Consider the following 22804-nt stretch of genomic DNA (forward strand, 5'->3'; position numbering starts at 1 on the left):
ATCAGGCCGGACCGGGGCCGGCGATCGCGAGCGGCTGATCAGCCGGCATGGCGGTCAGGCCGAACTTGTCGAACAGCGCCTTATAAAAGCCGTCGGCGCGCATTGCGTTCAGCACCTTGACGACGGTATCGGCGACTGTCTTGTTGCGGAAACCAAGCGTGGTCCTGGCCGTGCCGAGCCCGCTCAGGACTTCCTTCACGCGGCCACGGCCGACCAGATCGCGCGCCACGCTGTCGACCAGCAGCGCATTGTCAACCTGGCCCGCGAGCAGCGCGCTGACGACGTTGGTCGCGGTGGGGAACGTCCGCATTTCGACGGCGGCTCCGCCTTTCGCAACGCTGGCCTCGCTGAGCTTCTTGAGCCAGTTCATCTGGTAGCTGCTGACCTCGACGGCGGAAGATTTTCCAAACAGATCGCTTTCGGTAGCAATTCTTGTGCCGCTATCGGGGGCCACCACGACCGAGATCGCCTGAATGGCATACGGCACCATGTACATCAGCTTCGAGCGTTCCTCGGTCCAGAACATGCCGGTGTTGACGCCGTCAATTCGCGCTGCGCCCAAGGCAGGAATCATGGCCGGAAAATCCATCCGGACGAGTTCGACCGGAAGGCACAGCCGCTTGCCGAGCTCGGCGGCGAGCTCGACGTTGAGGCCCTGCAACTGGCCGTCCTTGTCGACGAATTGCTGCGGCGGATTGGTCGGGTTGATGGAGAGCTGCAATTTGCCGGGCGCAATCAGATTGTCGTCGGTGATTGCGGGCGTGCAGGCGGCATGCACCGCCGTGGACGCGAAAACGAATGCGGCGGCCGCACTCAAGCGAAACAGTGTCGAGACCATGGATACCTCCAGTAAGACGCCGATGACCGATGCAATTCCTCGCCCGGGATTCCCCCTCGGTGTTTCTTGGATGCGGCTGGCCGGATCTCTCGACACGGCAGGCAGCATCGTCCTTGATCCGCTCAAGCCGGTCCCGACATCGGCCTGAGCTGGATGCGCATGAAATTCTTCACCAGGGATTCGAACGGACCAAAGCCCTTCACCTTCAGGAACTCCGGCGTCTCGAATGCCCATCGCCCCGCGACTTCGTACATCGCGGCGTATTTCGGCCCATCGCCGATCGAGATGAAACGCTTGGCCGAGAGCCAGCCGGGACAGGCGAGCAGATCAGGAAAATGCGTCTGCTCGTACCAGGCGTTGAACGCAGCCTCGTGCTCGGGATCGATGTCGACCCGCACGATATGGATGAAGGCTTCGTCCGGCATCTACTCGTTCCTCATGCCAGACGGATGTCGCCGGCCGTGCGCGCTGCGCCGACTGTCGTTGCGATGGCATCGCACAACGCGGGCAGAACCGGCAGCAGCGGCGGCCGCGGATCGGCGTTGCGGATCAGGCCGAGCGCTTTCAGCCCGACCTTCATGCGGGTGTGCATGTCCATGATCGGCGCCGGCCCGTAGATGGCGCGGACGATCGGATAGAGCCGCTCGTTGACGGCGCGCATCGCCTTGAGGTCGTCGGCGAGCGCGGCCTGCCACAGCGCTGCGAACAGATGCGGCGCAAGGCTGACGAGACCGGACAGAATGCCGTCGCCGCCGACGGCGAGCTGCGGCAGGAACCAGTTGAAATTTGACGGCAGGATCGCCACGGAGGGATCAGCCTGCTTCACCGCCCGTCGGTTCTCGTCATAGGCCAGCATGGTATCGCTGCCCTCCTTGATGGCGATGACGCTGTCAATCGCTGCAATCTTCGCCAGCGTCTCCGGCGAATAGCCGAAGCCGGACGCGAGCGGATACTGGAAGACGGATACGGGAATGCCGATGGCGGAGCTCACCGCCTGCACGAATGCCACCGGCGCACGCGACGTCGCCGAGGCTCCGCCGCCGAGCGGCGCGGGCGGGAACAGAACGGCGCAATCGGCGCCGGCAGCTTCCGCGAGCTGCGCCTGATGAATCGCTTCCGCCGTGGAATGCGCGATGATGCCGGCCAATAGCGGCTTGCCGCCGATCTGCCGGCGCGTCCGCTCGATCACGGCCTGACGTTCCTCGTCCGAGAGCGACCCACCCTCGCCGGCGTGGCCATTGACGAACACCGCCGCGATTCCATCCGGGCACGCGCAATAGTCCAGCACGCGGGCGTATCCGTCCCAGTCGATCGAGCTGTCGTCCCTGAAGGGCAGCACGGTCGCGACCGTGACGCCGCGCAAATCCGGTTTCTTCATCGGCTTGCTCATGACGGTTTACGCCGCGGAAATTTCAGGCTCGCGCGCGCCTTCAGCACTTCGAGGCCGCCTTCGTTGCGCGCGCTCGCTTCCCAGATGATGGTGCGGGTTTCGTCGTGCTGCTCAGCGATCCAGACGTCGATGGTGAGCGTGTCGCCGTAAAACACGGGACCGGTGAACCAGAAGCGGTCCTCCACCGATATGCCGATGGTGCCGACCAGCTCAGAGGTGAGGATGCTGGTGCAGAGGCCCGCAACCATGATCCCCGGCGCCAGCCTGCGGCCAAAGCGCGTCGCGCCGGCATAGACCTCGTCGACATGAACAGGGCCGAAATCGCCGGTCGCGGCGATGTAGAGCGCGCCATCGGCTTCGGTGATGGTCTTGCTCAGGCTGACCCTGTCATTCACCTTGAGATCGTCGAAGGATCTTGGTTCGTACATGGCTCAGGCCTTGGCAAAGGGAACCAGCGTCGCGGTGCCGTCCACCACGGTCGTGCCGGATGGCGACAGCGTGCAGGTGACCCGGCAGGTCGCATCGTCGCCCTCAACGGAGACGATCTCGGCCCGCGCTTCGACGGACTCGCCGACGATCACGGGCGCCGCAAAATTCAGCACGATGCTGCCGATCCGCCGCGTCGGCCCCCCGAGCTGGCTGAGACAGGTGGTGGCGAGACCGCCGACGGCAAGCTCGAACGCGACCATGTTGGAGGCGCCCGCCTTCTTGGCGCGGACGGCGTCGACATAGAGGCCGCCGAGATTGCCGCTGATGCCGGTGAACATCGCCTGCTCGGCGACCGTCATGGTCTTGCGGAAGGCGAAGGCAGCGCCGGGCTTGAGAGGTGCGTGCGACATGAGACGTTCCCTAGAGCTGCAAGCCGTTCTTGATGGTGCTGCGCGCGACCAGCATGCGGTGAATTTCGGAGGTACCGTCATAGATCCGGGTGACGCGGGCGTCGCGGTACATGCGCTCCAGCGGCAGGTCCTTGCTGAACCCCATGCCGCCGAACACCTGGATGGCGCGATCGACCACCCGGCCCTGCATCTCGGAGGCCGCGACCTTGATCATCGAAACCTTGTCGCGCGCATCCTTGCCCTGATCGATATCCCAGGCGGCGTTCATCACCATCATCTTCACGCCGAAGATCTCGGTGGCGGAATCGGCGATCAGCTTCTGCACCATCTGGAAGTCGCCGATCAGCTGGCCGAACTGGCGCCGCTCGCCGGCATGCTTGCGCATCATCTCGAGCGCACGCTGCGCCATGCCGACCGCGCGGGCGCCGATATGGGCGACCCGGATCTGCAGCACGCTCTGCATGATCAGCTTGAAGCCGCCCCCGACCTCGCCGAGCACGGCCGCCTTAGGAATGCGGCAGTCCTCAAAACTCAGCTCGGCATGGCCATAGCCGCGATGGCCCATCATCGGCTGCGTGCGCGCGACCTTGAAGCCGGGCGTGCCACGATCGACCAGGAACAGCGTGATGCCACCCCTCGCCCGCTTCTCCCTGTCGGTCAGCGCCATCAGGATCACATAGTCCGCGATGTCGCCGTCGCTGATGAAATGCTTGGTGCCGTTCAGCACCCACTGATCACCCTCAAGATGCGCCGTCGTGCTGATCGACGCCGCGTCGGAACCGGCGCCCGGCTCGGTGATCGCCATGGCGCAGATCTTGTCGCCTTTCACCGTGGGCAGCAAATAGCGTTCGACCTGATCGCCCTTGCAGGCCATCAGCATCGGATAGACCTGGCCGAACACGCGGCGGATCAGCGCATCCGAGGTCTTGCCAAATTCTTCCTCGACCAGGCAATGCTCGACGCAGGATAGCCCGCCACCACCGACATTTGCCGGCATATTCATGGCGTAAAGGCCGAGCTTCTGCGCCTTGGCCTTGGTGACCGCCAGCGCATCGGCCGGCACTTTTGCTGTTTGCTCGACGACGTCTTCGAGCGGCTGCACCTCCGTTTCAACGAAACGGCGGACGGTGTCGACCAGGAGGCGCGTCTCCTCAGGGAGCGAAAAATCGATCATCGCGCTACTCCCACCGCCTTGCCGGCGACCATCGCGTCGATCTCCGCGGCGCCGTAGCCGATCTCGCCGAGCACCTCGCGCGTCTGCGCACCGAGCCGCTGCGGCACCAGCCGCACCTCCGGCGTCCGGCCGTCATAGCGCGCGGGATGGGCGACCATGCGGATCGGCGCGCCGCCTGCGCTCTCGGCGCTCTTGAACACGCCGAGGTGCTTGAGCTGGGGATCGGATTCGAGGTCGCGATAATCCTGCACCGGTGCGTGCCAGACACGCGCCGATTCCAGCGCGGGCAGCCAATCGGCTGTCGACTTCTGCTTCAGACGCGCCGCGACGATCCGCGTGATCTCCTCGCGCTTCGAGAAACTGTCACCCTCCTCGAACTGCTTCAATTCCTCATTGTCGAGCGCGACCGCCAGCGCCTTGGGCGCTGCCATGGAGATCGCCATATGACCGTCCGCCGTGGCGTGAACGCCGTAAGGCCCGGGACTGAACCAAGCCGCGATGCCGGCCGGACCGCGCGACGTCGGCGACGGCGCGCCGTTCAGCCATGCGGTCAGCGGCTCGACCTGGAGATCGAGCGCGGCCTGGTAGAGGTTGACCTCGACGAGCTGCCCCTTGCCTGTCTTGGTTCTTGCAAACAACGCCGCGAGGATGCTCATGGCATAGAGTGAGGCGGCGTGCTGATCGACGATGACAGCGCCGACCGCCGTCGGCTCGCCGTCCGCCCGCCCCGTCCGCATCGCAAGACCCGACATCGCCTGGAGCAGAAGATCCTGGCCGGGGCGATCCCTGTACGGCCCCTCCGATCCGAAGCCGGTTGCGACCGCGTAGATCAGGCCGGGGTTGATCGCCTTGAGCGTGTCGTAGCTGAGACCGAGCTTGGCCATCGTGCCCGGCCGAAAGTTCTCCATCACGACGTCGGCGGTCGCGACCAGCTTCTTCACCGCGGCAATGCCGTCGGGATGCTTGAGATCGACGGCGAGGCTGCGCTTGTTACGCCCGGTCGCCAGATGATTAACGCTGTCGCCTGCGACGAAATGATTGGCGACCGCCCAGTTGCGCTGAAATGCGCCCTCGATCGGCTCGACCGCGATGACGTCGGCGCCGAGATCGGCGAGCGTCTGCGCGGCCAGCGGTCCCGCGAGATAGTGATTGAAGCTGAGGATCTTGACGCCGTCGAGCAGGTTCATCCGTTCACACCTCGGTTCAAGCAGCCGCGATTGGCGCGTCGCGCCAGGCGAGATCGAACGTCTTGACCAGCACGCGCGCAGCCGCATCCTGCACAGCCGGCAGCGGCAGGCGTGGCGGGCGCGGATGGCCGGCTGCAAAACCCATATGACTGAGCAGCGCCTTGGTGCCGGCGACATAGGCCTGGCCGCCGACGAATTCGATCACCGGCAGGTATTTCAGATAAAGCTCGCGCGCTTCCCTGATCGCGCCGTGGTCGGCGACGAGGCTGAAGATGCGGGCCATCTCCGCCGGGACCACGTTGGAGGCAACGGCCACCCAGCCCTGCGCGCCCTCGACGAAGGATTCAAAGCCGAGGATGCCGCCGAACACCGTCATCCTGTCGCCGCAGAGACGGATGATGTCGCGCACGCGCGTCACCTCCAGCGTCGACTCCTTGATATAGAGGCAGTTGTCGATCTCGGCGATGCGCGCCACCAGCGGCGGCTTGAGATCGACATTGGCGGTCGCCGGATTGTTGTAGACCATGATCGGCAGCGCGATGGCGTCGGCCACCGTCTTGTAGTGATGGACGAGCTCGTCGTCGGTCGGCGTCGAATAGAACGGCGGGATGATCATCACACCGTCAGCGCCCAGTTTTTCGGCACGGCGACTGAGGCGCACCACCTCGCGCGTGTCCTCCGCGCCGGTGCCGATCAGCACGGGGACGCGGCCCGCGGCCTGGCGAATGACAACCTCGGCAACCAGCGCTTTCTCGTCATCGTCCATGGACAGGAACTCACCGGTCGAGCCGAGCGGGATCAACCCGTGAATACCTTCCGCGATCTGCCAATCGACGAAGGCGCGCAAGGCCGCGACATCGACCTCGCCCGCAGCCGTGAACGGGGTGATCATGACGGTGTAGGTGCCGCGGAACGTCTTCATCAGGGAACCGTCGGATGCTCGGGTGGAATCAGGCGATGGGCGCCGCCTGCGGAATATCCGCACGACTTATGCAATCGTTTGCATAAATGGCTCTGCATTGGGCAACACCATCCATTTTTTGAGCTTGATAAGCGTGGAATTAGCTCATAGCGTTTCTGCAATCGTTTGCAGTCTATCGGCAGGTTTGATGAGCGTCACGCTCAAAGATGTGGCACAGGCGGCCCGCGTTTCAGTCAGCACTGTTTCCCGAGCGCTGACGGGAACCGGCCTGACCAGCGAACGTACGCAGCAGCGCCTGGTGCGCATCGCGCGCGAGCTCGGCTATCGACCGAACCCTATCGCGCGAGGTCTCAAGACCGGACAGTCGCGGCTCGTGGCGCTTCTCGTCCACAACCTCACCAACGCCTCGTTCCAGGTGATGGCCGAAGTGGTGCAGGCACGCCTGAAGGCGCTGGGTTATCAAATGCTCCTGTGCATCGGCGGCGACGATCCGCAGCAGGAGAGCGACACCCTCGCCACACTGGTCGACCACCGCATCGACGGGCTGATCGTGGTGCCCACGGGAAAGAACGGCTCGCAGCTCAAGACGCTCTCGAAAGACGTGCCTATCGTCTGCCTGGTGCGGCGCGATGACGCGACCGATCTCGAGACCGTGCTCGCCGACGATCCGCAAGGCGCTTATCTGGGCACGCGCCATTTGATCGAGCTCGGGCACAAGCGCATCGGGCTGATCGTGGGGCGCCAGGACACCACGTCCGGCCGCGAACGCTTGTCCGGCTATGTCCGCGCCCTGCGTGAGGCCGGCATCGCCAGGGACGACACCTTGATTCATGCCGGCCATTTCGAGCCCGAGACCGGCGCGACGTGCGCCCGCAAGCTGCTCGACCTCCCCCGGCCGCCGAGCGCGATCTTCGTCGCCAATCACGAGGCAACGCTCGGCGTGCTGCGCGTCACGGCGGAGCGGAACATCGCCATTCCCGACGATCTCTCGCTACTCTGTTATGAAGACATGCCGTGGTTCGAGTGGCACCGCCCGGCCATCAGCATCGTCGACAACGGCGCGCGGGACCTTGCCAATCTCGCCGTCGACCGGCTGCTGCACCGCATGGACGCCAAGGGCAACGGCAATGACGGCGTTCGCGAATATCGCGTCGGCGCCCGCCTGATCAAGCGCGACTCCTGCCGCCAGATCGACGCCCTGGCCCCCGCGAAATCCGCCAAGTCCAAATCGTCTTCATCCAAATCATCTGCGGCCAAGTCGTCAGCAGCGAAGTCCGCGAAGGTCTGATCGATGCCCTATGTCGAAGTGCTCGGCCCGCAAGTCCCGTCTGATCGCAAGGCCGCGCTGGCGCGGTCCGTGACCGACGGCCTGATGTCGGCGTTCGGCGTCACCGCTGATACGGTCACGCTCTATTTCCTGAACATTGCGGCCGATGACTACGCCCACGCCGGTACGTTCGGCGCTCAGGCCACCGGCCAACGCATCCTGCTCAAGGTCCATGCCTTCCGCCGCAGCGAGGCCGAGCGGCGCGCCGCCGCCATCGCGCTGACCCGCGCCGTATGCAGTGCCTATGGCGTGCCGGGCGACGATGTCGCGGTCTATTTCCTCGACCGCGACCGCAGCGAGGTCTCCCACGATTCCAAGCTCGCCAGCGACTGACGGGAGCACGCCATGGATCGCTTCTACAGCCAAGACCAGAAAGCCCTGCGCGACACCGCCCGCCGCTTCGCGGAAGCGGAGATCCTGCCGCGCGCGGCCGCGATCGATCGCGAGGACCGGTTCGACCGCACGCTCTACAAGGGCATGGCCGATCTCGGCCTGTTCGGCATCTGCCTGCGCGAAGGCGCCGGCGGCGCCGGGCTCGATGCGGTCGCGGCCTGCATTGCGATGGAGGAATTGGCGCGCTGCTCCGGCGCGGTCGCCAATGCCTTCGCTATCCCGGTCGAGGCCGTGCTGTTCTTCGACCATCACGGCACCGACGCGCACAAGGCGCTGATCCCCAAGATTCTCAGCGGCGACATCATTCCCGCTACCGCCGTCTCCGAGCCCGACCACGGCTCCGATGTCGCGGGCATCCGCACCAGCGCGGCGCGCGAGGGCAATGGCTGGCGGCTCAACGGCACAAAGGCCTGGGTGACGCTCGGCGGCGTCGCCGACCGCATCATGGTGTTCGCGCGCACCGGCGCAGATGCCGGCCATCGCGCCATCTCGTGTCTTCTGGTCGACGGCGCCCTGCCCGGCATCGCCCGCGGCAAGAACGAGGAGCTGCTCGGCATGCACGGCCTCGACGACTGCCAGATCACCTTCTCCGATGTGCGCCTGCCCTCGGACAGCGTGATGGGGCCGGAGAACCAGGCCTTCAAGATGGCCATGAGCAATTTCAACTTCAGCCGGCTGATGATGGCCTCGATGGCGCTCGGCATGGCGCAGGCCGCGTTCGAGGACGCCACCGCCTATGCCAAGGACCGCAAGCAGTTCGGCCAGGCCATCATCGGCTACCAGGCGGTGCAGTTCATGCTCGCGGACATGTCGACGGACATTGCGGCTGCGCGCCTCCTGATCCACCACGCCGCGCGCCTGCACGATGCCGGCGAGCCGATCGCCAAGGAAGCGGCGCAGGCAAAGCTGTTCACCACCGACATGGCGATGAAGCACGTCTCCAACGCGCTGCAGATCCACGGCGGCAACGGCTATTCGCGCGAGTATCGCATCGAGCGGATCTTCCGCGACGTCCGCCTCGCCCAGATCTACGAGGGCACCAACCAGATCCAGCGGCTGATCATCGCCCGCCAGGTCGAAAAGGAGGCCGCGTGAGGGCATGCTGAGCATCATCACGGCGAAAGAGGCCGCAGGCCTGATCCGCGACACCGATACGCTGATCGTCGGCGGCAATGGCGGCACGGGCGCAGCCGAAGCCATCCTCGATGCGCTGGAGCAGCGCTTCCTCGGCGGCCAGGGCCCGCACAATCTGACGCTGATCAACATCACCGGCGTCGGCGCCGTGACCGAGAAGGGCCTCTGCCATCTCGCCCATGAAGGCCTGATCGCGCGCGTGATCGGCGGCAACTTCGGGCTCCAGGTACCGTTCATGCGGCTCGTCCGCGACGAGCTGATCGACGCCTACAATTTCCCGCAAGGCGTGATGAGCCAGCTCTGCCGCGCCATGGCCGCGAAACATCCGGGCGTGCTCACCCACGTCGGTCTCAACACCTATATGGACCCGCGCCAGGATGGCGGGCGCATGAACAAGCGCACCACCGCGCCGCTGGTCGACCTGCTCGAGCTGCACGGCCAGTCCTGGCTGCTCTACCGCGTCCCCACCCCGCCCGATGTCGCCATCATCCGCGGCACCTCCGCAGATGAAGATGGTTACATCAGCATGGAGCACGAGGGCACGACGCGCGAGGATCTCTCGATCGCACAGGCCGTGCACAATGCCGGCGGCACCGTGATCTGCCAGGTCAAGCGCATCGTGAAGCGCGGCTCGATCCATCCGCAGATGGTGAAGATCCCGGGCTTCCTGATCGACCACGTCGTGCTCGAACCCGAGCAGATGCAGACCTACGGCACCGCCTACGATCCGGCGCGCTGCGGCGAGACGCGCGTGCCGGTAGCGATGATCATACCCGATCCACTCACCGAACGCCGAGTGATCGCCCGCCGCGCCGCCTTCGAATTGCGCCCGCGCGACGTCGTCAATCTCGGCGTCGGCATCTCCGCGATGATCCCGAATGTCGCGGCCGAGGAAGGCATCTCCGACCTGATCACCCTGACGGTGGAATCCGGCGTCGTGGGCGGCGTGCCAGGTCACGCCCGCGAGTTCGGCACCGCGATCAACCCGCGCGTCATCCTCGACCAGGCCTATCAGTTCGACTTCTACGACGGCGGCGGACTCTCCTGCGCCTTCCTCTCCTTCGCGGAGGTGGACGTAACAGGCAATGTCAACGTCACTCGCTTCGGCGAGCGACGCGACGGCTCCGGCGGCTTCATCGACATCACCCAGAATGCCAAGCGGCTGATCTTCAGCGGCACCATGACCGGCGGCAAGTTCGACATCGGTGTCGAGAATGGCCGCCTCGCGATCCGGCGCGACGGTGCCTTCCGCAAATTCGTCCCACAAGTCGGCCAGATCAGCTTCAGCGCTTCGCTTGCCGCACAGCGTGGCCAGCATGTCAGCTACGTCACCGAGCGCGCCGTGTTCGAGCTCGAGAACGGCCACGTGACGCTGACGGAGATCGCACCGGGCGTGCGGCTGGAGGAGGACATCCTCGCGAACATGGGCTTCAGGCCGCGCATCAGCCCTCAGCTGAAGGACATGGACCCGAGAATCTTCCGTTCCGGCCCGATGGGAATCGCGCAGAGCTTCAAGGCGCTGTCGGCGCGGCCACGGAAGGTTGCCTGAGGGATCAGCATGGACACGAGCGCCTCGATCAATCTCCATTACGAAGATATCGCGCTCGGTGCCGAGTTCGAGACCGCCGCGCACACCGTGACGGAAGCCGATATCGCGGCCTTCGCCGACGTCACGCGCGACCATCATCCGCTTCATGTCGATGGTGCCTACGCAAGGTCCCGCGGCTTCCCCGCCGTGATCGGCCACGGGCTGTACGGCCTGTCACTGATGGAAGGGCTGAAGTCGGAGCTGAAGCTATATGAAGAGACCTCGGTCGCCTCACTCGGCTGGGACGAGGTGAAATTCAAGGGGCCGATCGTCGCCGGCGATTCCTTGCGCGTCCGCTTCCGCTTCGTCGAGAAACGCCCGACCAAGAATCCCGGGCGCGGCATCGTCATCGAGACCCTCGACCTCCTCAACCAGCGCGACGAGGTGGTGACCGCGGCCCGCCACATCTCGCTGATCCTGACCCGGCAAGCCGACGCGACGGCGGCCACACGATGAGACAATGAAGAAGACTTCGGACCGGAGAACGGCTCCTCTGCCACCCACGATTTGATCGGAGTATTCAGATGCGATTTCCAAAAACCTTCTCCGCCATCGTCCTTCTGGTCGGCCTGACACAGGCCGCCGGTGCCCAGACCTGCACGCCGAAGGTGCCGGCGTCGAGCCTGATCGAGGCGCCGAAATGGCAGATGTCGATCAACCCGACGCTGCCGCCGCAGCAATTCGTCGACGACAAGGGTGAGTTGCAGGGCCTCAATGTCGAGCTCGCCCGCGAGATCGCCAAGCGCATCTGCGTCGAGCCGGTGTTCCTGCGCATGGACTTCCCGCCGATGATCCCGGCGCTGCGCTCGGGCCGGTTCGATGCCATCAACACCGGCCTGTTCTGGACCGAGGAGCGCTCGAAGATGCTCTACCTCGTGCCTTATGCGCAGCAGGCGATCAGCATTTACACCGACCCCTCCTCCAGCCTCAAGCTGGAGAAGTTCGAGGACCTCGCCGGCCGCGTCGTCGGCGTAGAATCGGCAACCTACACCGAGCGCAAGGCGCGCGAGTTCAACACCGCGATGGAGGCCAAGGGCCTCAAGCCGATCGAGCTGCGCACCTTCACCACCGTCACCGCCACCTCGGCGGCGCTGCGCGCCGGGCAGCTCGAGGCCGCGCTCAACATCAACGAGACCGCCAACTCGCTCGAGCAGAAGGGCATCGCAAAGATCTGGGTCCGCGACATCGCTGGCACAGACATTACGTTTGCCTTCCGCGACAAGCTGCTGGCCCAGGCCGTTGCCGACGCGATGACGGCGATCCGCGCCGACGGCACCTATGACAAGCTGTTCGACAAGTTCGGCATGACCAAGCTGAAGGCGACGACGTTTGCAATCCGTGGGGACGGGCCGACGAACTGATCGTACACCATGTCGCAGTCATACCATGAATGCTGTCGCATGGGGCTACGCGCGTGCAGCAGAGGCGAGCGAGAACGAGAAGTGAACTTCTTAGCAAATTTGATGACGTCGAAAGCCGGTGCGGTCCATAAGGCCCACCACGCGTTCAAATATGGTCTAAGCGACGCAAGGCTCGGCAGTCGCTCAAGCGGTATGCACGAGCAACTTCTTGGGCCGCGTAGTGAACATCGGCGAACCGCCGGATGAGAGCGCAAGGTTCAGAGGCCGCAGACGAATTCGATCGTAAAATCAGTCTGTTAATTCGTGCAATTGGATAGAACGAGATAGTCCCGGACGGGCCTGAATTATTCCCACTCGATCGTCCCTGGCGGCTTGCTGGTCACGTCGTACACCACCCGGTTCACGCCCTTCACCTCGTTGATGATGCGCGTGGCGGTCTCGCCTAAGAACTTCATGTCGAACTGGTAGAAGTCCGCGGTCATGCCGTCGGTTGAGGTGACGGCGCGCAGGCCAACCACATAATCATAGGTGCGGCCGTCGCCCATGACGCCCACCGTCTTCACCGGGAGCAGCACGGCAAAGGCCTGCCAGATCTCGTCGTAGAGGCCTGCTTTCCGGATCTGGTCGATGTAGACGGCGTCCGCCTTGCGCAGGATGTCGAGCTTGTCGCGGGTGATCTCGCCGGGGCAGCGGATGGCAAGGCCCGGGCCCGGGAACGGGTGGCGGCCGACGAAGATTTCGGGCAGGCCGAGCTCGCGCCCGAGCTTGCGCACCTCGTCCTTGAACAGCTCGCGCAAGGGCTCGACGAGCTTCATGTTCATGCGCTCGGGCAGACCGCCGACATTGTGGTGCGACTTGATCGTCACCGAGGGGCCGCCGGTGAAGGAGACGCTCTCGATCACGTCAGGATAAAGCGTGCCTTGCGCCAGGAAGTCGGCGCCGCCGATCTTCTTGGCCTCAGCCTCGAACACCTCGATGAAGAGACGACCGATGGTCTTGCGCTTGGCTTCGGGGTCGGTGACGCCCTCTAACTCGCCGAGGAACTGCTTGGAGGCATCCACGTGCACGAGCGGGATGTTGTAGTGATGGCGGAAGAGGTCGACGACCTGCTCGGCCTCGTTGAGGCGCATCAGGCCGTGATCGACGAAGACGCAGGTGAGCTGGTCGCCAATGGCCTCATGGATCAGCACGGCCGCCACGGCTGAATCGACCCCGCCGGAGAGGCCGCAGATCACCCTGCCCTTGCCGACCTGCGCGCGGATCTTGGCGATCTCCTCCTCGCGGAAGGCGCGCATGGTCCAGTCGCCGGTGAGACCGGCGATCTTGCGCACGAAGTTGCGGATGAGCTTGGCGCCGTCGGGCGTGTGCACCACTTCGGGGTGGAACATCAGGCCGTAATATTTGCGCTTCTCGTCCTGGATGATCGCGAACGGCGCGTTCGGCGAGGTGCCGGCGACGGAGAAGCCCGGCGGCATCTTGGTGATGCGGTCGCCATGGCTCATCCAGACCTGGTTCTTGCTGCCCGACGACCAGACGTCCGCAAACAGCTGGCTGTCGGCCTTGACCTCGACATCGGCGCGGCCGAACTCGCGGTGATGGCCGCCCTCGACCTCGCCCCCTAACTGGGCGGCCATGGTCATCTGGCCGTAGCAGATGCCCATGACGGGCACGCCGGAATCGAAGATCAATTGCGGGGCGCGGGGCGAGCCGGCCTCGTGCACCGATTCCGGGCCGCCGGAGAGGATCACCGCCTTCGGCTTCATTTCGTCGAAGGCGGCTTCGGCCTTGTTGAACGGGACGATCTCGCAATAGACGCCGTCCTCGCGGACGCGACGCGCGATCAACTGCGTCACCTGGCTGCCGAAGTCGACGATGAGAATCTTGTCATGCGCCGAGGCCACCGAGGACGTCGACGCGGAGCGGTCGTTCTGTGCTGCTGTCATGGCCAGCAGATACGCTGGCAGCGGGCGGGCCGCAACCGCGCTGGCGGCGCGCCCACATGCTTCTTTGGGCATGGACAAACGAATATAGGTAAGTATTGTTGACCTATTATGCCCCACTCGCAAACAGGGGCGGTCAGGGAGAATGCCATGTCACAGCATCATCAGCCATCAACGCTCGCCGCGCTCGGCCGGACCTGGGTCGAGGCCTGGAACGCGCGCGATCTCGAGCGCGTGCTCACGCTCTACGACGAGGCGGCCGTGATGACCTCGGACCGCATTCCGGCGCTTGGGTTCGATGCCAGCGGCACCGTGCGCGGCAAGGATGCGCTTCGCGCCTATTGGGGCAAGGCGCTGGGGCTGCTGCCGGAGCTGCACTTTTCGCTGATCGATCTGTTCGTCAGCCCCGACAGTGTCGTGGTGTTCTACGAGAACGAGCGGGGCAAGAAGATCTGCGAATATCTGCGGGTGAACGAGGCGGGGCTGATCGTGCAGGGCTCGGCGAACCATTTGGCGCATTGACGCTGGCGCGCGGGCCATCGCAGCAGCGCGCTTGGCGTGTGCGGACGACGCCGGCCCACCCAACGCTGTCATTCCCCGCGAAAGCGGGGAATCCAGTACGCCGCGGCTTCTCGATAGGCTACCGACGTCTCGGAGTACTGGATCGCCCGGTCAAGTGTTCAGCCCGGGGACATGACCGACGGGTGTTCGGGGACATAGCCGACACATTCTCCGCTCGCCAAGTCGATGATAGCGACTTGGTGGGCGGCAAAGAAGATCCCGTATTGCGCATCGTTTGCCGAGGGGCGGATGGCGAGGCGCTCGCCACGGAAGGCCTGTGGCACTTTCCAAAGACGTCCCTTGAAGCTGACATAGGCTTTGGTCGTGGAGACGCGGCGCACGATCTCATGGCTGTCGTATTCGACCTGTGGCAATCGATCGGGCATTGGTCGCTGGCTGGGCCGATATCGACTGGCCGGGACCTGTTGTCCGAGCGCCTCGTGTGGCCGTTCGAAGTTGTAGACTTCCCGCCAGGCGTCGAAGGCACGCTGCGTCTCTGCGAGATCGCGGAACTGTCGCAGTGCGAACACCTCAGCCGCGAGGGTGCGGTGGACTCGTTCATTCTTGCCGCGGCTTTGCGGGTGATATGGGCGGCTGTGGATGACGGCGACGCCAAGCTTGAGCAGCCACACCGAGAACCGTGTCCATCGCTCGCCGGAAGGATCACCCCAGGGCGAACCATTGTCGACGAAGAAAGCCTCCGGGAGCCCGTAGTGGCGAAAGGTCTTCTCCAAGCGGCTGCGCACGGTTTCTGTGCGTTGATCGGCACAGGCCTGCAGGCACAGATCATAGCGGGAGTGGTCATCCACCACCGTCAGAGGATGGCACTGGGTATCATTGCCGAGCCGAACCCAGCCTTTGAAGTCCATCTGCCACAACAGATTGGGAGCCGGCATCTCGAAACGCTGGCTTGCCGTCGGCCCGCCGATCGGAGGCTTGATGCGGCCAGACCGACGCAAGATCTGATGAACTGTTGAGACTGCTGGCGAACGCAAGCCATTGCGCTCCAGGCAGTGAGCTATCTTGCGAGCTCCCCATGCCGGATGGGCATCGCGTACCGCGAGAATACGTGCCTCAAGCTCGCAATCGGTCTGTCCCGGGCTCGCATGCGGTCGGCGCGAGCGGTCGTCGACATTCTGATCCGCTTGCCATCGTGCAAGCCATTTGTAGCCCGTGTCGGGATGGATATTGAACCGCCGGCAGAGCTCCCGCCGGTTCGCTCCCTCCTGCATCGCAAGCCGCACGAACTCCCGCCGCTGATCCATCACCGACACCTCTCGCCAGGGCATGGACTTGGCCTCCTTTACTGCCAAATCCCTGCACTATGATGTGTCGGCTATGTCCCCGAACACCCGTCGGTCATGTCCCCGGGCTGAACATCAAGCCGGGCGATGACACCGAGCGGGAGGCGCTAGCGTGCCGCAAGCGTCATTGCGAACGGAGACTGCGGCGCGAGCGTGCGCTAACACTGCGCCCGCCGGCTCTGAGACAGGATTCCCCCATGAAACTCCCCACATCCCCTTTCACCGTCACCGACTGGAGCAAGGTTGAACCAACCGTTCATCCCGGCGAGACCGGGCAGGCGCTGTGGCGCACTCTCGATATCGGCGACTTGCGGGTGCGGATGGTGGAGTACTCGCCGGGCTATCTGGCCGATCATTGGTGCGATCGCGGCCACGTGCTCTACGTGCTCAAGGGCGAGCTCGACAGCGAGCTGCGCGACGGGCGCAAATTCAAGCTCACGGCGGGGATGAGCTACCAGGTGTCGGATTTCGGCGACGCCGCGCACCGGTCCTCGACGGCTGTGGGGGCGACGCTCTTTATCGTCGACTGAGACGCGAGAGCGGGGCTAATTTGCACCGCAAAATAGCAAAGTCGCGCGACGTTGCGGGCCACGGGTGGTGCCTTGAAGTGGCCCCAAATTCTCGCTATATTGTGATCATCGATACTTGGCCGAACGACTGGGCCGCTTCGCTTCGTTGCTGACGGGCGCGCACGCTTCAGATGAATTCTCCAAACATCGACTCATCAGGACTATGGGCGCAACGCTGCGTACCGGTCTGCGTGCGTACTCAACCTAACTAACTAAAGGAAATTCCCATGGCTATGGGCACCGTGAAGTGGTTCAACACCCAAAAGGGTTATGGTTTCATCCAGCCGGATGACGGCCAGAAGGACGTGTTCGTTCACATCAGCGCCGTCGAGCGCGCTGGCCTCTCCTCCCTCAACGAGGGTCAGAAGGTCTCGTTCGACATCGTCGCCGACCGCCGCAGCGGCAAGTCGTCGGCTGACAATCTCCGCGTCGGCTAACGCCGGCGCAGCGTTCTGACCACGGAGGTACCGGCAGAACGTTGGAACTCGAAAGCCCCGCGACCGGGATCGGTCTGCGGGGCTTTTGTTTGAATCCGCAATGACAACGTCGATCATCGGTGCTGTCGGGCAAAGGCGCGCCCTTCGCGCGCCGTGCCCACCACCGCTCAACATCTGATAAAGACGTAGGGCACGCTTCGCTTTACTACGAGAACTACGTCTTCTTCAGCACCGAAACGAAAAACCCGTCGGTTCCGGTCCGCCGCGGCGTCATCAGCCAGCCCTCGGGTGACTGCAGCGCGGCCTCGCCAAAGGCTTCGGCCTTGTCCCAGAGCACGCCCGCGGTCTGCTCGGGCGGGACGACCGCGAACTCGGAATGGCGGCCGACGAAGGCCCTCACCTGCTCCCCGTTCTCCTCCGCCAGCACCGAGCAGGTGATGTAGGCGATGCGACCACCCGCCCTCACCAGCGGCACCGCACGGTCCAGCACTTCGGCCTGGTCGCGCAGGCGGATCTCCAGCGCGCCCGGGCGCATGCGCCATTTGGCGTCGGGGTTGCGGCGCCAGGTTCCGGTTCCAGTGCAGGGCGCATCGATCACGATGAGATCGGCCGAGGCGCGGATGTCTTGGAGCGGATCGGCCTCGCCCTTGGGGGTGCGCACGTCGGCATTGTGGACGCCGGCGCGCGACAGGCGCTCGTGGATCGGGGCAAGCTGGCGCTTGTCGCGGTCGGTCGCGATCAGCCGGCCCTTGCCTTGCATCAGGGCGGCGAGCGCCAGCGTCTTGCCGCCCGCGCCGGCGCAGAGATCGATCACCTGCTCGCCGGGTTTTGCCGCGGTGAACTGGGCCGCAAGCTGCGATCCCTCATCCTGCACCTCAATGGCGCCCTTGATGAAATCCTCTTCCGCCTGGATGCCCGGGTTGCGCGCATCGGCCGAAAGCTCGATGCGCAGGCCCGTTGCCGACCACGGCGTCGGTTCCGCATGAAGATGAGCAAGCGCGCGCAGCACCTTGTCGCGATTGGATTTTAACGTGTTGACGCGCAGATCGAGCGGAGCCCGGCTCGCCATCGCTGCGGCCTCTGCGGCGCGGTCATCGCCGAACACTTTTGCAAGATGCGGATCGAGCCATTCGGGATAGTCCCCGGCGACCGCGGCCGGGGCATCCGCGAGCGAGTGCGAGGCGAGCGCGGCCTGCTCGGCCTCGGTCAGCGGCACCGGCGCAAACCGGCTGCCGTCGAACAGCGCGGCCATGGTGGCGGTGTCCATGCCGCGCTCGAGCCGGAGCATGCCGATCAGCCGCGCCCGCGCGGTATCGGAACCCATCAGGTAGGCGCTCGAGGCGTAGCGGCGCAGCACGTCCCAGACAAGGCCGGCAATGGCGGCGCGGTCGCCGGAACCGGCGAAGCGGTGCGCGGTGCCCCACTCCTTCAGCGCCTTGGCCGCCGGCACGCGGTCCTTCTCGATGATGTCGATCAGTTCGATGGCTGCGGACAGCCGGGCAGCGGGGGTCATTTGAATCTTTCAGTTTTGCGCATGATCTTATCGGAAAACCGGCATCCACTTTGCGCGAACGCGGCCCTTCGGATCCGGATCATGCGCGATCAGATCAGCAGCAAAAGCTTCAGCGCGAAGTAGATCCACATCGCGAGCAGCACGAGCACGCCGGCGAGCCAGATCGTGGAGCGGCGGCCGAGATCGTTGGAGGAGACGAACACGCCGGCATGGGCAAAGCGCGTCACCACGAACACCCAGGACATCAGCACGATGAAGAGATCGGCGCGGCGCAGGGGCAATGCCAGCGCGATCAGGACGTAGAACAGCATCGGCAGCTCGAACTGGTTGCGGTAGCAATTGGCGATTTGAGTGACGCCCTTCGGCCAGTTCGGCTCGCCCAGCGCAATGTCGCGGATTTTGGTCTCGCCCGAGACCAGGGTCTTGCGCCGCGCCAAGACCATGCCGATCAGAAGCGCGAAGGTGAGAGCGACCTGCACGAAGACCGGCAGCAAAACCATTTGAACGGACATCGGAACTTTCCCGGGGGGCAAAATGCCGCCGACCGTCATTAGCCCCGACTTTTGGCGCTGACAATGAACGACTTGAACCGGCGTTCCCGCTCTTGCGACCAAGCATCGATCGTTGAAGCAATTTCGGCCCTTGGGCCCGAGGCGAGATAGCGCCATGAACACCTGGACCGGCCTCTTCACCGAATCCGCTGGCGGCCAACTCGGCATCCTGATGTCGGCGCTGTCAGCTATCCTCGTCGATCGCATCGCCTCCCCGCTCGCCCCGCAGGGTGCCTACATGATCCGCTACCGCGTGCTGTGACCGCAATGCTCCGCATCAGATCCTGCGCGGCAGCCGCGCTTACGCTCGCCACCTTGCTTTGCCCCGCGCTGCGGATGCACGCCCTCGCCGCGTCGGCCGACATCGCCACCTGCGACCGGCTCGCCGCGCATCCCACCGATCTGGACAAGCCTGCCGATGTGACGGGCGTTCTCGATATCGCCGGCGCCGATGTCCCCGCCGCGCTGAAGGCCTGCAAGGCCGCTGCCGCCGCTCCCGATGTCCCGCGCCGCATCTGGATGGAGCTCGGCCGCGCCTACGAGTTCGCCCGGCAGCCGGCCGAGGCCGCAAATGCCTATCGCAAGGCGGCAGATGCCGGCAGCGCCGCGGCGATGACCGGGCTCGGTGTACTCCTGATCAACGGCAACGGCCTGAAGAAAAACGTCACGGAAGGACGGATGCTGATCGAGAAGGCGGCAAATGCCGGTGATGTCGATGGCATGACCAACCTGGCTTCGCTCTATGGCGCCGGCGCCGGCGCGAAGGCTGATTTCGCCATGGCGCGCAAATGGTACGCCAAGGCCATTGAGGTGAATTCCAGCGAGGCCATGTACCAGCTGGGATTGATGACCCAAGACGGCGATGGTGGCCCGAAAGACGACGTCGCGGCCAAGGCGCTGTTCGAGAAGGCCGCCGCTCTCGATCATGCCGATGCGCTGGAGCGGTTAGGCGCCTATGCCGAAGCCGGCCGTGCCGGCGAGAAGGATACCCAGGCCGCGATCGCCTATTACAAGCGAGCTGCCGCGCTCGGCAACGAAGATGCGGGCAAGGCGCTGGAGCGCCTGCGCTGTCCGTTCGGTATCAAGAATCGCGACGGAAAGTCCGTCGGGCGGATTTGCTTTGACGGCGGATAGCCGTTCCCGGCGAGGGGCGGCCGGCGCGTGCTTTAAACTTTGTTCGTTGCGGTCCATGCCGGCGTCGTCATCGTTCCGACGTGCGATAACGGGTAGGATGATTGCATGCCCGAATTTCGCCTGACCCAGATTTCCGACACGCATCTCGGCCGGCGCTTTCCCGGCCTGATCGCCAACTTCCACCGCATCAGCGAGCACATCGACGCCGGCAGGCCCGATCTCGTCGTCAACACCGGCGACGTCTCGTTCGACGGGCCGACGAGCCGCAACGACGTCGAATTCGCGAAAGCCCTGCACGACGCCCTGCCCGTCACCTGCCGCTATCTCCCCGGCAATCACGACATCGGCGACAATCCAACCGCGGTCGGGCCGGCGCCAAAGCCGCCGGTCAGCGAGGCGCACCGCCGGCGGTTCTGCGACATCATTGGCGAAGACCATTGGTCGTTCGAGGCCGCCGGCTGGTGCTTCATCGGCCTCAATTCACTCGTCATGAATTCAGGGCTCGCCTTCGAGGCCGAGCAGTTCGACTGGCTCGCCTCCGAGATTGCGTGCACGAACGGCAGGCCAGTCGCGCTGTTCCTGCACAAGCCGCTGTTTCTCAACCTGCCCGACGATCCCGAGACGCCGGAGACCTCGATCCGCTACGTGCCTCAGCCGGCGCGGGCGCGGCTGATCGAGATGTTCACGCAGGTCGACCTGCGCCTCATCGCCAGCGGTCACGTGCACCAACGGCGTGACTTCACCTGGCGCCACACCCGCCACGTCTGGGCGCCGTCGACCGGCTTCGTCATCAACGATAAGCGCCAGGACCGGATCGCGATAAAGGAAGTCGGGCTGGTCGAATACCGCTTTCAGCCCGACAGTCTCGAGGTCCGTCACATCCGCGCGGCGGGCCAGGTCGATGTCGATATCGAGGAGCTCTTCGCCCAGATGGGCGGCGAGCATTAACGCGCACAGCTGCTCAGGCGACGCTCTTGAGATCCTGCTGGATCGCGGCGAGCAAGGATTGCAGCGCTTCGCTGTTCACCGGCTTCGCCGCGGGATCATTGGCAGGTGGCTGCCCGCCAATTTGCGCGGCCTTGACCGGACGCTTCGGAAACGGCGGCGGTGGTGCCGGCATCGAGGCGGCAAACTCGCCTTCGTCCTCGGCGTGGACGAACTTGCCATGGATGACGTCATCGCGGCGGCCCATGATGAACATCGCCACCCAATAGCCGGCGGCCAGGACGATTACGCAGAAAATACCAATCTCTAACATCGCAACACCCAAAATATGCGCGATGCTTCAATGCTTTCGCCGGCCCGTCAATGAACCGGCGGTCACACCTGCGGCTTTTGCGGGCTGGTGTGACCGATTAGTGACTCTTTCTTAACCATCCACCGCCCCGACCGGGGCTGGATGCGGCCAGATCAGGCCTTGTCGGGACCAACCCGAACCAGCTGCTTGCCGAAATTGGCACCCTTCAGCAGGCCCATGAAGGCGGCGGGGGCGCTTTCCAGGCCTTCGGTGACGAACTCCTTGTACTTGACCTTGCCGTCGCGGACCCAGCCCGACATGTCGCGCAGGAAATCGCCGTGGCGGGCGGCGAAATCGGACACGATGAAGCCGCGGAAGGTCAGCCGCTTGGTGAGGATGTTGCGCATCATCGCACCGGCCCATTTCGGCGGCTTGGCCTCGGTGTCGTTGTAGTGGGCGATCAGGCCGCAGACCGGCACGCGAGCGAATGGATTGAGCTGCGGGAACACCGCCTCGAACACGGCGCCGCCGACATTCTCGAAATAGACGTCGATGCCTTTCGGACAGGCTTCCTTGAGCCTGGCCGCGAGGTCGGGATCGCGGTGATCGATGCAGGCATCGAAGCCGAGCTCCTTGACCACGTAGTCGCACTTCTGCTTGCCGCCGGCGATGCCGACCGCGCGTGCGCCCTTGATCTTGGCGATCTGGCCGACGGCCGAGCCGACCGCACCTGAGGCACCGGCAACGACGACGGTCTCGCCCGGTTGCGGCTTGCCGATGTCGAGCAGGCCTGTGTACGCGGTCATGCCGGGCATGCCGAGCACGCCGATGGAGGTCGAGATCGGGCCGAGCTTCGGATCGACCTTGATCAGGCCCTTGCCGTTCGAGATTGCGTGCGTCTGCCAGCCCGAGCGGATGCGCACGATGTCGCCGACCGCGAAATCGGGATTGTTGGAGGCTGCGACCTCGCTGACCGCCTCGCCTTCCATCACCCCGCCGATCGGCACCGGCGCTGCGTAGGACGGCCCCTCGCTCATGCGCCCGCGCATATAGGGGTCGAGCGACAGCCAGATCGTGCGCAGCAGGACTTCGCCGGCCCCTGGTGCCGGAACAGCGAATTCCTCCAGGCCAAAATCAGACGGCTTGGGTTCGCCGACGGGACGCGCGGCGAGAACGATGCGTTTGCCTTGGGACATGGCTTCCTCCACTTTTCTCTGGTTGCGAGCGAAGCGAAGCAATACAGCCGCGTCAATACCAAAAGGGCCGGATTGCTTCGTCGCATCCGCGCAAAATTGCTACGCAATTTTGTCGCGAGCTCCTCGCAATGACGAGCTTGTGGCACGCAGCAGCCACAAGCTCACTGTCATCGCCCGACTCGATCGGGCGATCCAGTATTCCAGAGACG

Annotated in this window: 26 protein-coding genes; 12 read left to right on the forward strand and 14 right to left on the reverse strand. The window is 64.6% G+C overall.

The features are described 5' to 3' along the window. Nucleotide 1: 1 nt before the first annotated feature. The 8 genes from BRAD3257_RS22785 to dapA all read right to left on the reverse strand — a co-directional run bounded on the left by BRAD3257_RS22785 (nt 2) and on the right by dapA (nt 6353). Nucleotides 2-838 (reverse strand): ABC transporter substrate-binding protein, encoded by an 837-nt coding sequence (locus BRAD3257_RS22785; RefSeq protein WP_122403676.1) that lies wholly within the window; start codon nt 836-838, stop codon nt 2-4. 122 nt (nt 839-960) lie between these two features. Next, nucleotides 961-1263: a DUF4286 family protein gene (locus tag BRAD3257_RS22790; RefSeq protein WP_122403677.1), complete on the reverse strand. Its 303-nt coding sequence runs from the start codon at nt 1261-1263 to the stop codon at nt 961-963. A gap of 11 nt (nt 1264-1274) precedes the next feature. Continuing rightward, the gene (locus BRAD3257_RS22795; RefSeq protein WP_244607670.1) at nt 1275-2216 is read right to left on the reverse strand and encodes a dihydrodipicolinate synthase family protein; all 942 of its coding nucleotides are present in this window, start codon (nt 2214-2216) and stop codon (nt 1275-1277) included. Nucleotides 2217-2224: 8 nt separating this feature from the next. Beyond that, on the reverse strand, nt 2225-2656 hold the full coding sequence (locus BRAD3257_RS22800) for a MaoC/PaaZ C-terminal domain-containing protein (protein ID WP_122403679.1): 432 nt from the start codon (nt 2654-2656) through the stop codon (nt 2225-2227). A 3-nt stretch (nt 2657-2659) separates the two neighbouring features. Beyond that, complete coding sequence (locus BRAD3257_RS22805) at nt 2660-3067, reverse strand: MaoC/PaaZ C-terminal domain-containing protein (RefSeq protein ID WP_122403680.1); 408 nt, start codon at nt 3065-3067, stop codon at nt 2660-2662. Nucleotides 3068-3077: 10 nt separating this feature from the next. After that, entirely contained in the window at nt 3078-4241 is a 1164-nt protein-coding gene (locus tag BRAD3257_RS22810; protein WP_122403681.1) for an acyl-CoA dehydrogenase family protein, read from the reverse strand. Beyond that, nucleotides 4238-5428: a CaiB/BaiF CoA transferase family protein gene (locus BRAD3257_RS22815; RefSeq protein WP_122403682.1), complete on the reverse strand. Its 1191-nt coding sequence runs from the start codon at nt 5426-5428 to the stop codon at nt 4238-4240. The genes BRAD3257_RS22810 and BRAD3257_RS22815 overlap by 4 nt, the downstream gene beginning before the upstream one ends. A 16-nt stretch (nt 5429-5444) precedes the next feature. Then, nucleotides 5445-6353, reverse strand: a complete 909-nt coding sequence (gene dapA / locus BRAD3257_RS22820; protein ID WP_162500609.1) for a 4-hydroxy-tetrahydrodipicolinate synthase — start codon at nt 6351-6353, stop codon at nt 5445-5447. 184 nt (nt 6354-6537) lie between these two features. Between dapA and BRAD3257_RS22825 the strand changes: the two genes are divergently transcribed. The 6 genes from BRAD3257_RS22825 (at nt 6538) to BRAD3257_RS22850 (ending at nt 12153) form a co-directional block, all read left to right on the forward strand. Continuing rightward, nucleotides 6538-7638 (forward strand): LacI family DNA-binding transcriptional regulator, encoded by a 1101-nt coding sequence (locus BRAD3257_RS22825; protein ID WP_122403684.1) that lies wholly within the window; start codon nt 6538-6540, stop codon nt 7636-7638. Nucleotides 7639-7641: 3 nt separating this feature from the next. Continuing rightward, nucleotides 7642-8010 carry a tautomerase family protein gene (locus BRAD3257_RS22830; RefSeq protein ID WP_122403685.1) on the forward strand — a complete coding sequence of 123 codons (369 nt, stop codon included), beginning with the start codon at nt 7642-7644 and terminating at the stop codon, nt 8008-8010. Between the two features lie 12 nt (nt 8011-8022). Next, nucleotides 8023-9165, forward strand: a complete 1143-nt coding sequence (locus BRAD3257_RS22835; RefSeq protein WP_122403686.1) for an acyl-CoA dehydrogenase family protein — start codon at nt 8023-8025, stop codon at nt 9163-9165. 4 nt (nt 9166-9169) lie between these two features. Next, nucleotides 9170-10753: an acyl CoA:acetate/3-ketoacid CoA transferase gene (locus tag BRAD3257_RS22840; protein WP_122403687.1), complete on the forward strand. Its 1584-nt coding sequence runs from the start codon at nt 9170-9172 to the stop codon at nt 10751-10753. Between the two features lie 9 nt (nt 10754-10762). Continuing rightward, complete coding sequence (locus tag BRAD3257_RS22845; protein WP_122403688.1) at nt 10763-11248, forward strand: MaoC family dehydratase; 486 nt, start codon at nt 10763-10765, stop codon at nt 11246-11248. A 68-nt stretch (nt 11249-11316) separates the two neighbouring features. After that, nucleotides 11317-12153, forward strand: coding sequence for an ABC transporter substrate-binding protein (locus BRAD3257_RS22850; RefSeq protein ID WP_122403689.1), 837 nt, complete (start codon nt 11317-11319; stop codon nt 12151-12153). 344 nt (nt 12154-12497) lie between these two features. Here the strand turns inward: BRAD3257_RS22850 and guaA are convergent, their stop codons facing one another. Further along, nucleotides 12498-14096 carry a glutamine-hydrolyzing GMP synthase gene (gene guaA, locus BRAD3257_RS22855; protein ID WP_122406723.1) on the reverse strand — a complete coding sequence of 533 codons (1599 nt, stop codon included), beginning with the start codon at nt 14094-14096 and terminating at the stop codon, nt 12498-12500. 147 nt (nt 14097-14243) lie between these two features. Between guaA and BRAD3257_RS22860 the strand changes: the two genes are divergently transcribed. Continuing rightward, on the forward strand, nt 14244-14615 hold the full coding sequence (locus BRAD3257_RS22860; protein ID WP_122403690.1) for a nuclear transport factor 2 family protein: 372 nt from the start codon (nt 14244-14246) through the stop codon (nt 14613-14615). 158 nt (nt 14616-14773) lie between these two features. Here BRAD3257_RS22860 and BRAD3257_RS22865 read toward each other — a convergent pair whose 3' ends face one another. Further along, nucleotides 14774-15943 (reverse strand): IS481 family transposase, encoded by a 1170-nt coding sequence (locus BRAD3257_RS22865; RefSeq protein WP_122403691.1) that lies wholly within the window; start codon nt 15941-15943, stop codon nt 14774-14776. Nucleotides 15944-16155: 212 nt separating this feature from the next. Here BRAD3257_RS22865 and BRAD3257_RS22870 point away from each other — a divergent pair, with 212 nt between their 5' ends. Both BRAD3257_RS22870 and BRAD3257_RS22875 read left to right on the forward strand, forming a co-directional pair. Beyond that, nucleotides 16156-16488 (forward strand): DHCW motif cupin fold protein, encoded by a 333-nt coding sequence (locus BRAD3257_RS22870; protein WP_122403692.1) that lies wholly within the window; start codon nt 16156-16158, stop codon nt 16486-16488. 266 nt (nt 16489-16754) lie between these two features. Next, nucleotides 16755-16964 (forward strand): cold-shock protein, encoded by a 210-nt coding sequence (locus BRAD3257_RS22875; RefSeq protein WP_008141931.1) that lies wholly within the window; start codon nt 16755-16757, stop codon nt 16962-16964. A 214-nt stretch (nt 16965-17178) separates the two neighbouring features. On the opposite strand, the gene BRAD3257_RS22880 is transcribed toward BRAD3257_RS22875, so the two are convergent. Together BRAD3257_RS22880 and BRAD3257_RS22885 are read right to left on the reverse strand one after the other, a co-directional pair. Further along, nucleotides 17179-18477, reverse strand: a complete 1299-nt coding sequence (locus BRAD3257_RS22880) for an RsmB/NOP family class I SAM-dependent RNA methyltransferase (RefSeq protein WP_122403693.1) — start codon at nt 18475-18477, stop codon at nt 17179-17181. Nucleotides 18478-18566: 89 nt separating this feature from the next. Beyond that, nucleotides 18567-18989, reverse strand: coding sequence for an MAPEG family protein (locus BRAD3257_RS22885; protein ID WP_162500315.1), 423 nt, complete (start codon nt 18987-18989; stop codon nt 18567-18569). 154 nt (nt 18990-19143) lie between these two features. On the opposite strand from BRAD3257_RS22885, the gene BRAD3257_RS40095 reads away from it, so the two are divergent. From BRAD3257_RS40095 to BRAD3257_RS22895, 3 genes are all read left to right on the forward strand, one after another. Next, nucleotides 19144-19290, forward strand: a complete 147-nt coding sequence (locus BRAD3257_RS40095) for a hypothetical protein (protein ID WP_162500316.1) — start codon at nt 19144-19146, stop codon at nt 19288-19290. Nucleotides 19291-19295: 5 nt separating this feature from the next. Next, nucleotides 19296-20162, forward strand: coding sequence for a tetratricopeptide repeat protein (locus BRAD3257_RS22890; RefSeq protein ID WP_122403695.1), 867 nt, complete (start codon nt 19296-19298; stop codon nt 20160-20162). Nucleotides 20163-20267: 105 nt separating this feature from the next. Continuing rightward, complete coding sequence (locus BRAD3257_RS22895) at nt 20268-21110, forward strand: metallophosphoesterase family protein (protein WP_122403696.1); 843 nt, start codon at nt 20268-20270, stop codon at nt 21108-21110. Nucleotides 21111-21123: 13 nt separating this feature from the next. Here the strand turns inward: BRAD3257_RS22895 and BRAD3257_RS22900 are convergent, their stop codons facing one another. Together BRAD3257_RS22900 and BRAD3257_RS22905 are read right to left on the reverse strand one after the other, a co-directional pair. Next, entirely contained in the window at nt 21124-21420 is a 297-nt protein-coding gene (locus tag BRAD3257_RS22900) for a hypothetical protein (protein ID WP_122403697.1), read from the reverse strand. 152 nt (nt 21421-21572) lie between these two features. Beyond that, entirely contained in the window at nt 21573-22595 is a 1023-nt protein-coding gene (locus BRAD3257_RS22905; protein WP_122403698.1) for an NADP-dependent oxidoreductase, read from the reverse strand. Nucleotides 22596-22804 lie beyond the last annotated feature (209 nt).

The organism is Bradyrhizobium vignae (assembly GCF_900324035.1).
GTDB classification, from domain to species: domain Bacteria; phylum Pseudomonadota; class Alphaproteobacteria; order Rhizobiales; family Xanthobacteraceae; genus Bradyrhizobium; species Bradyrhizobium vignae.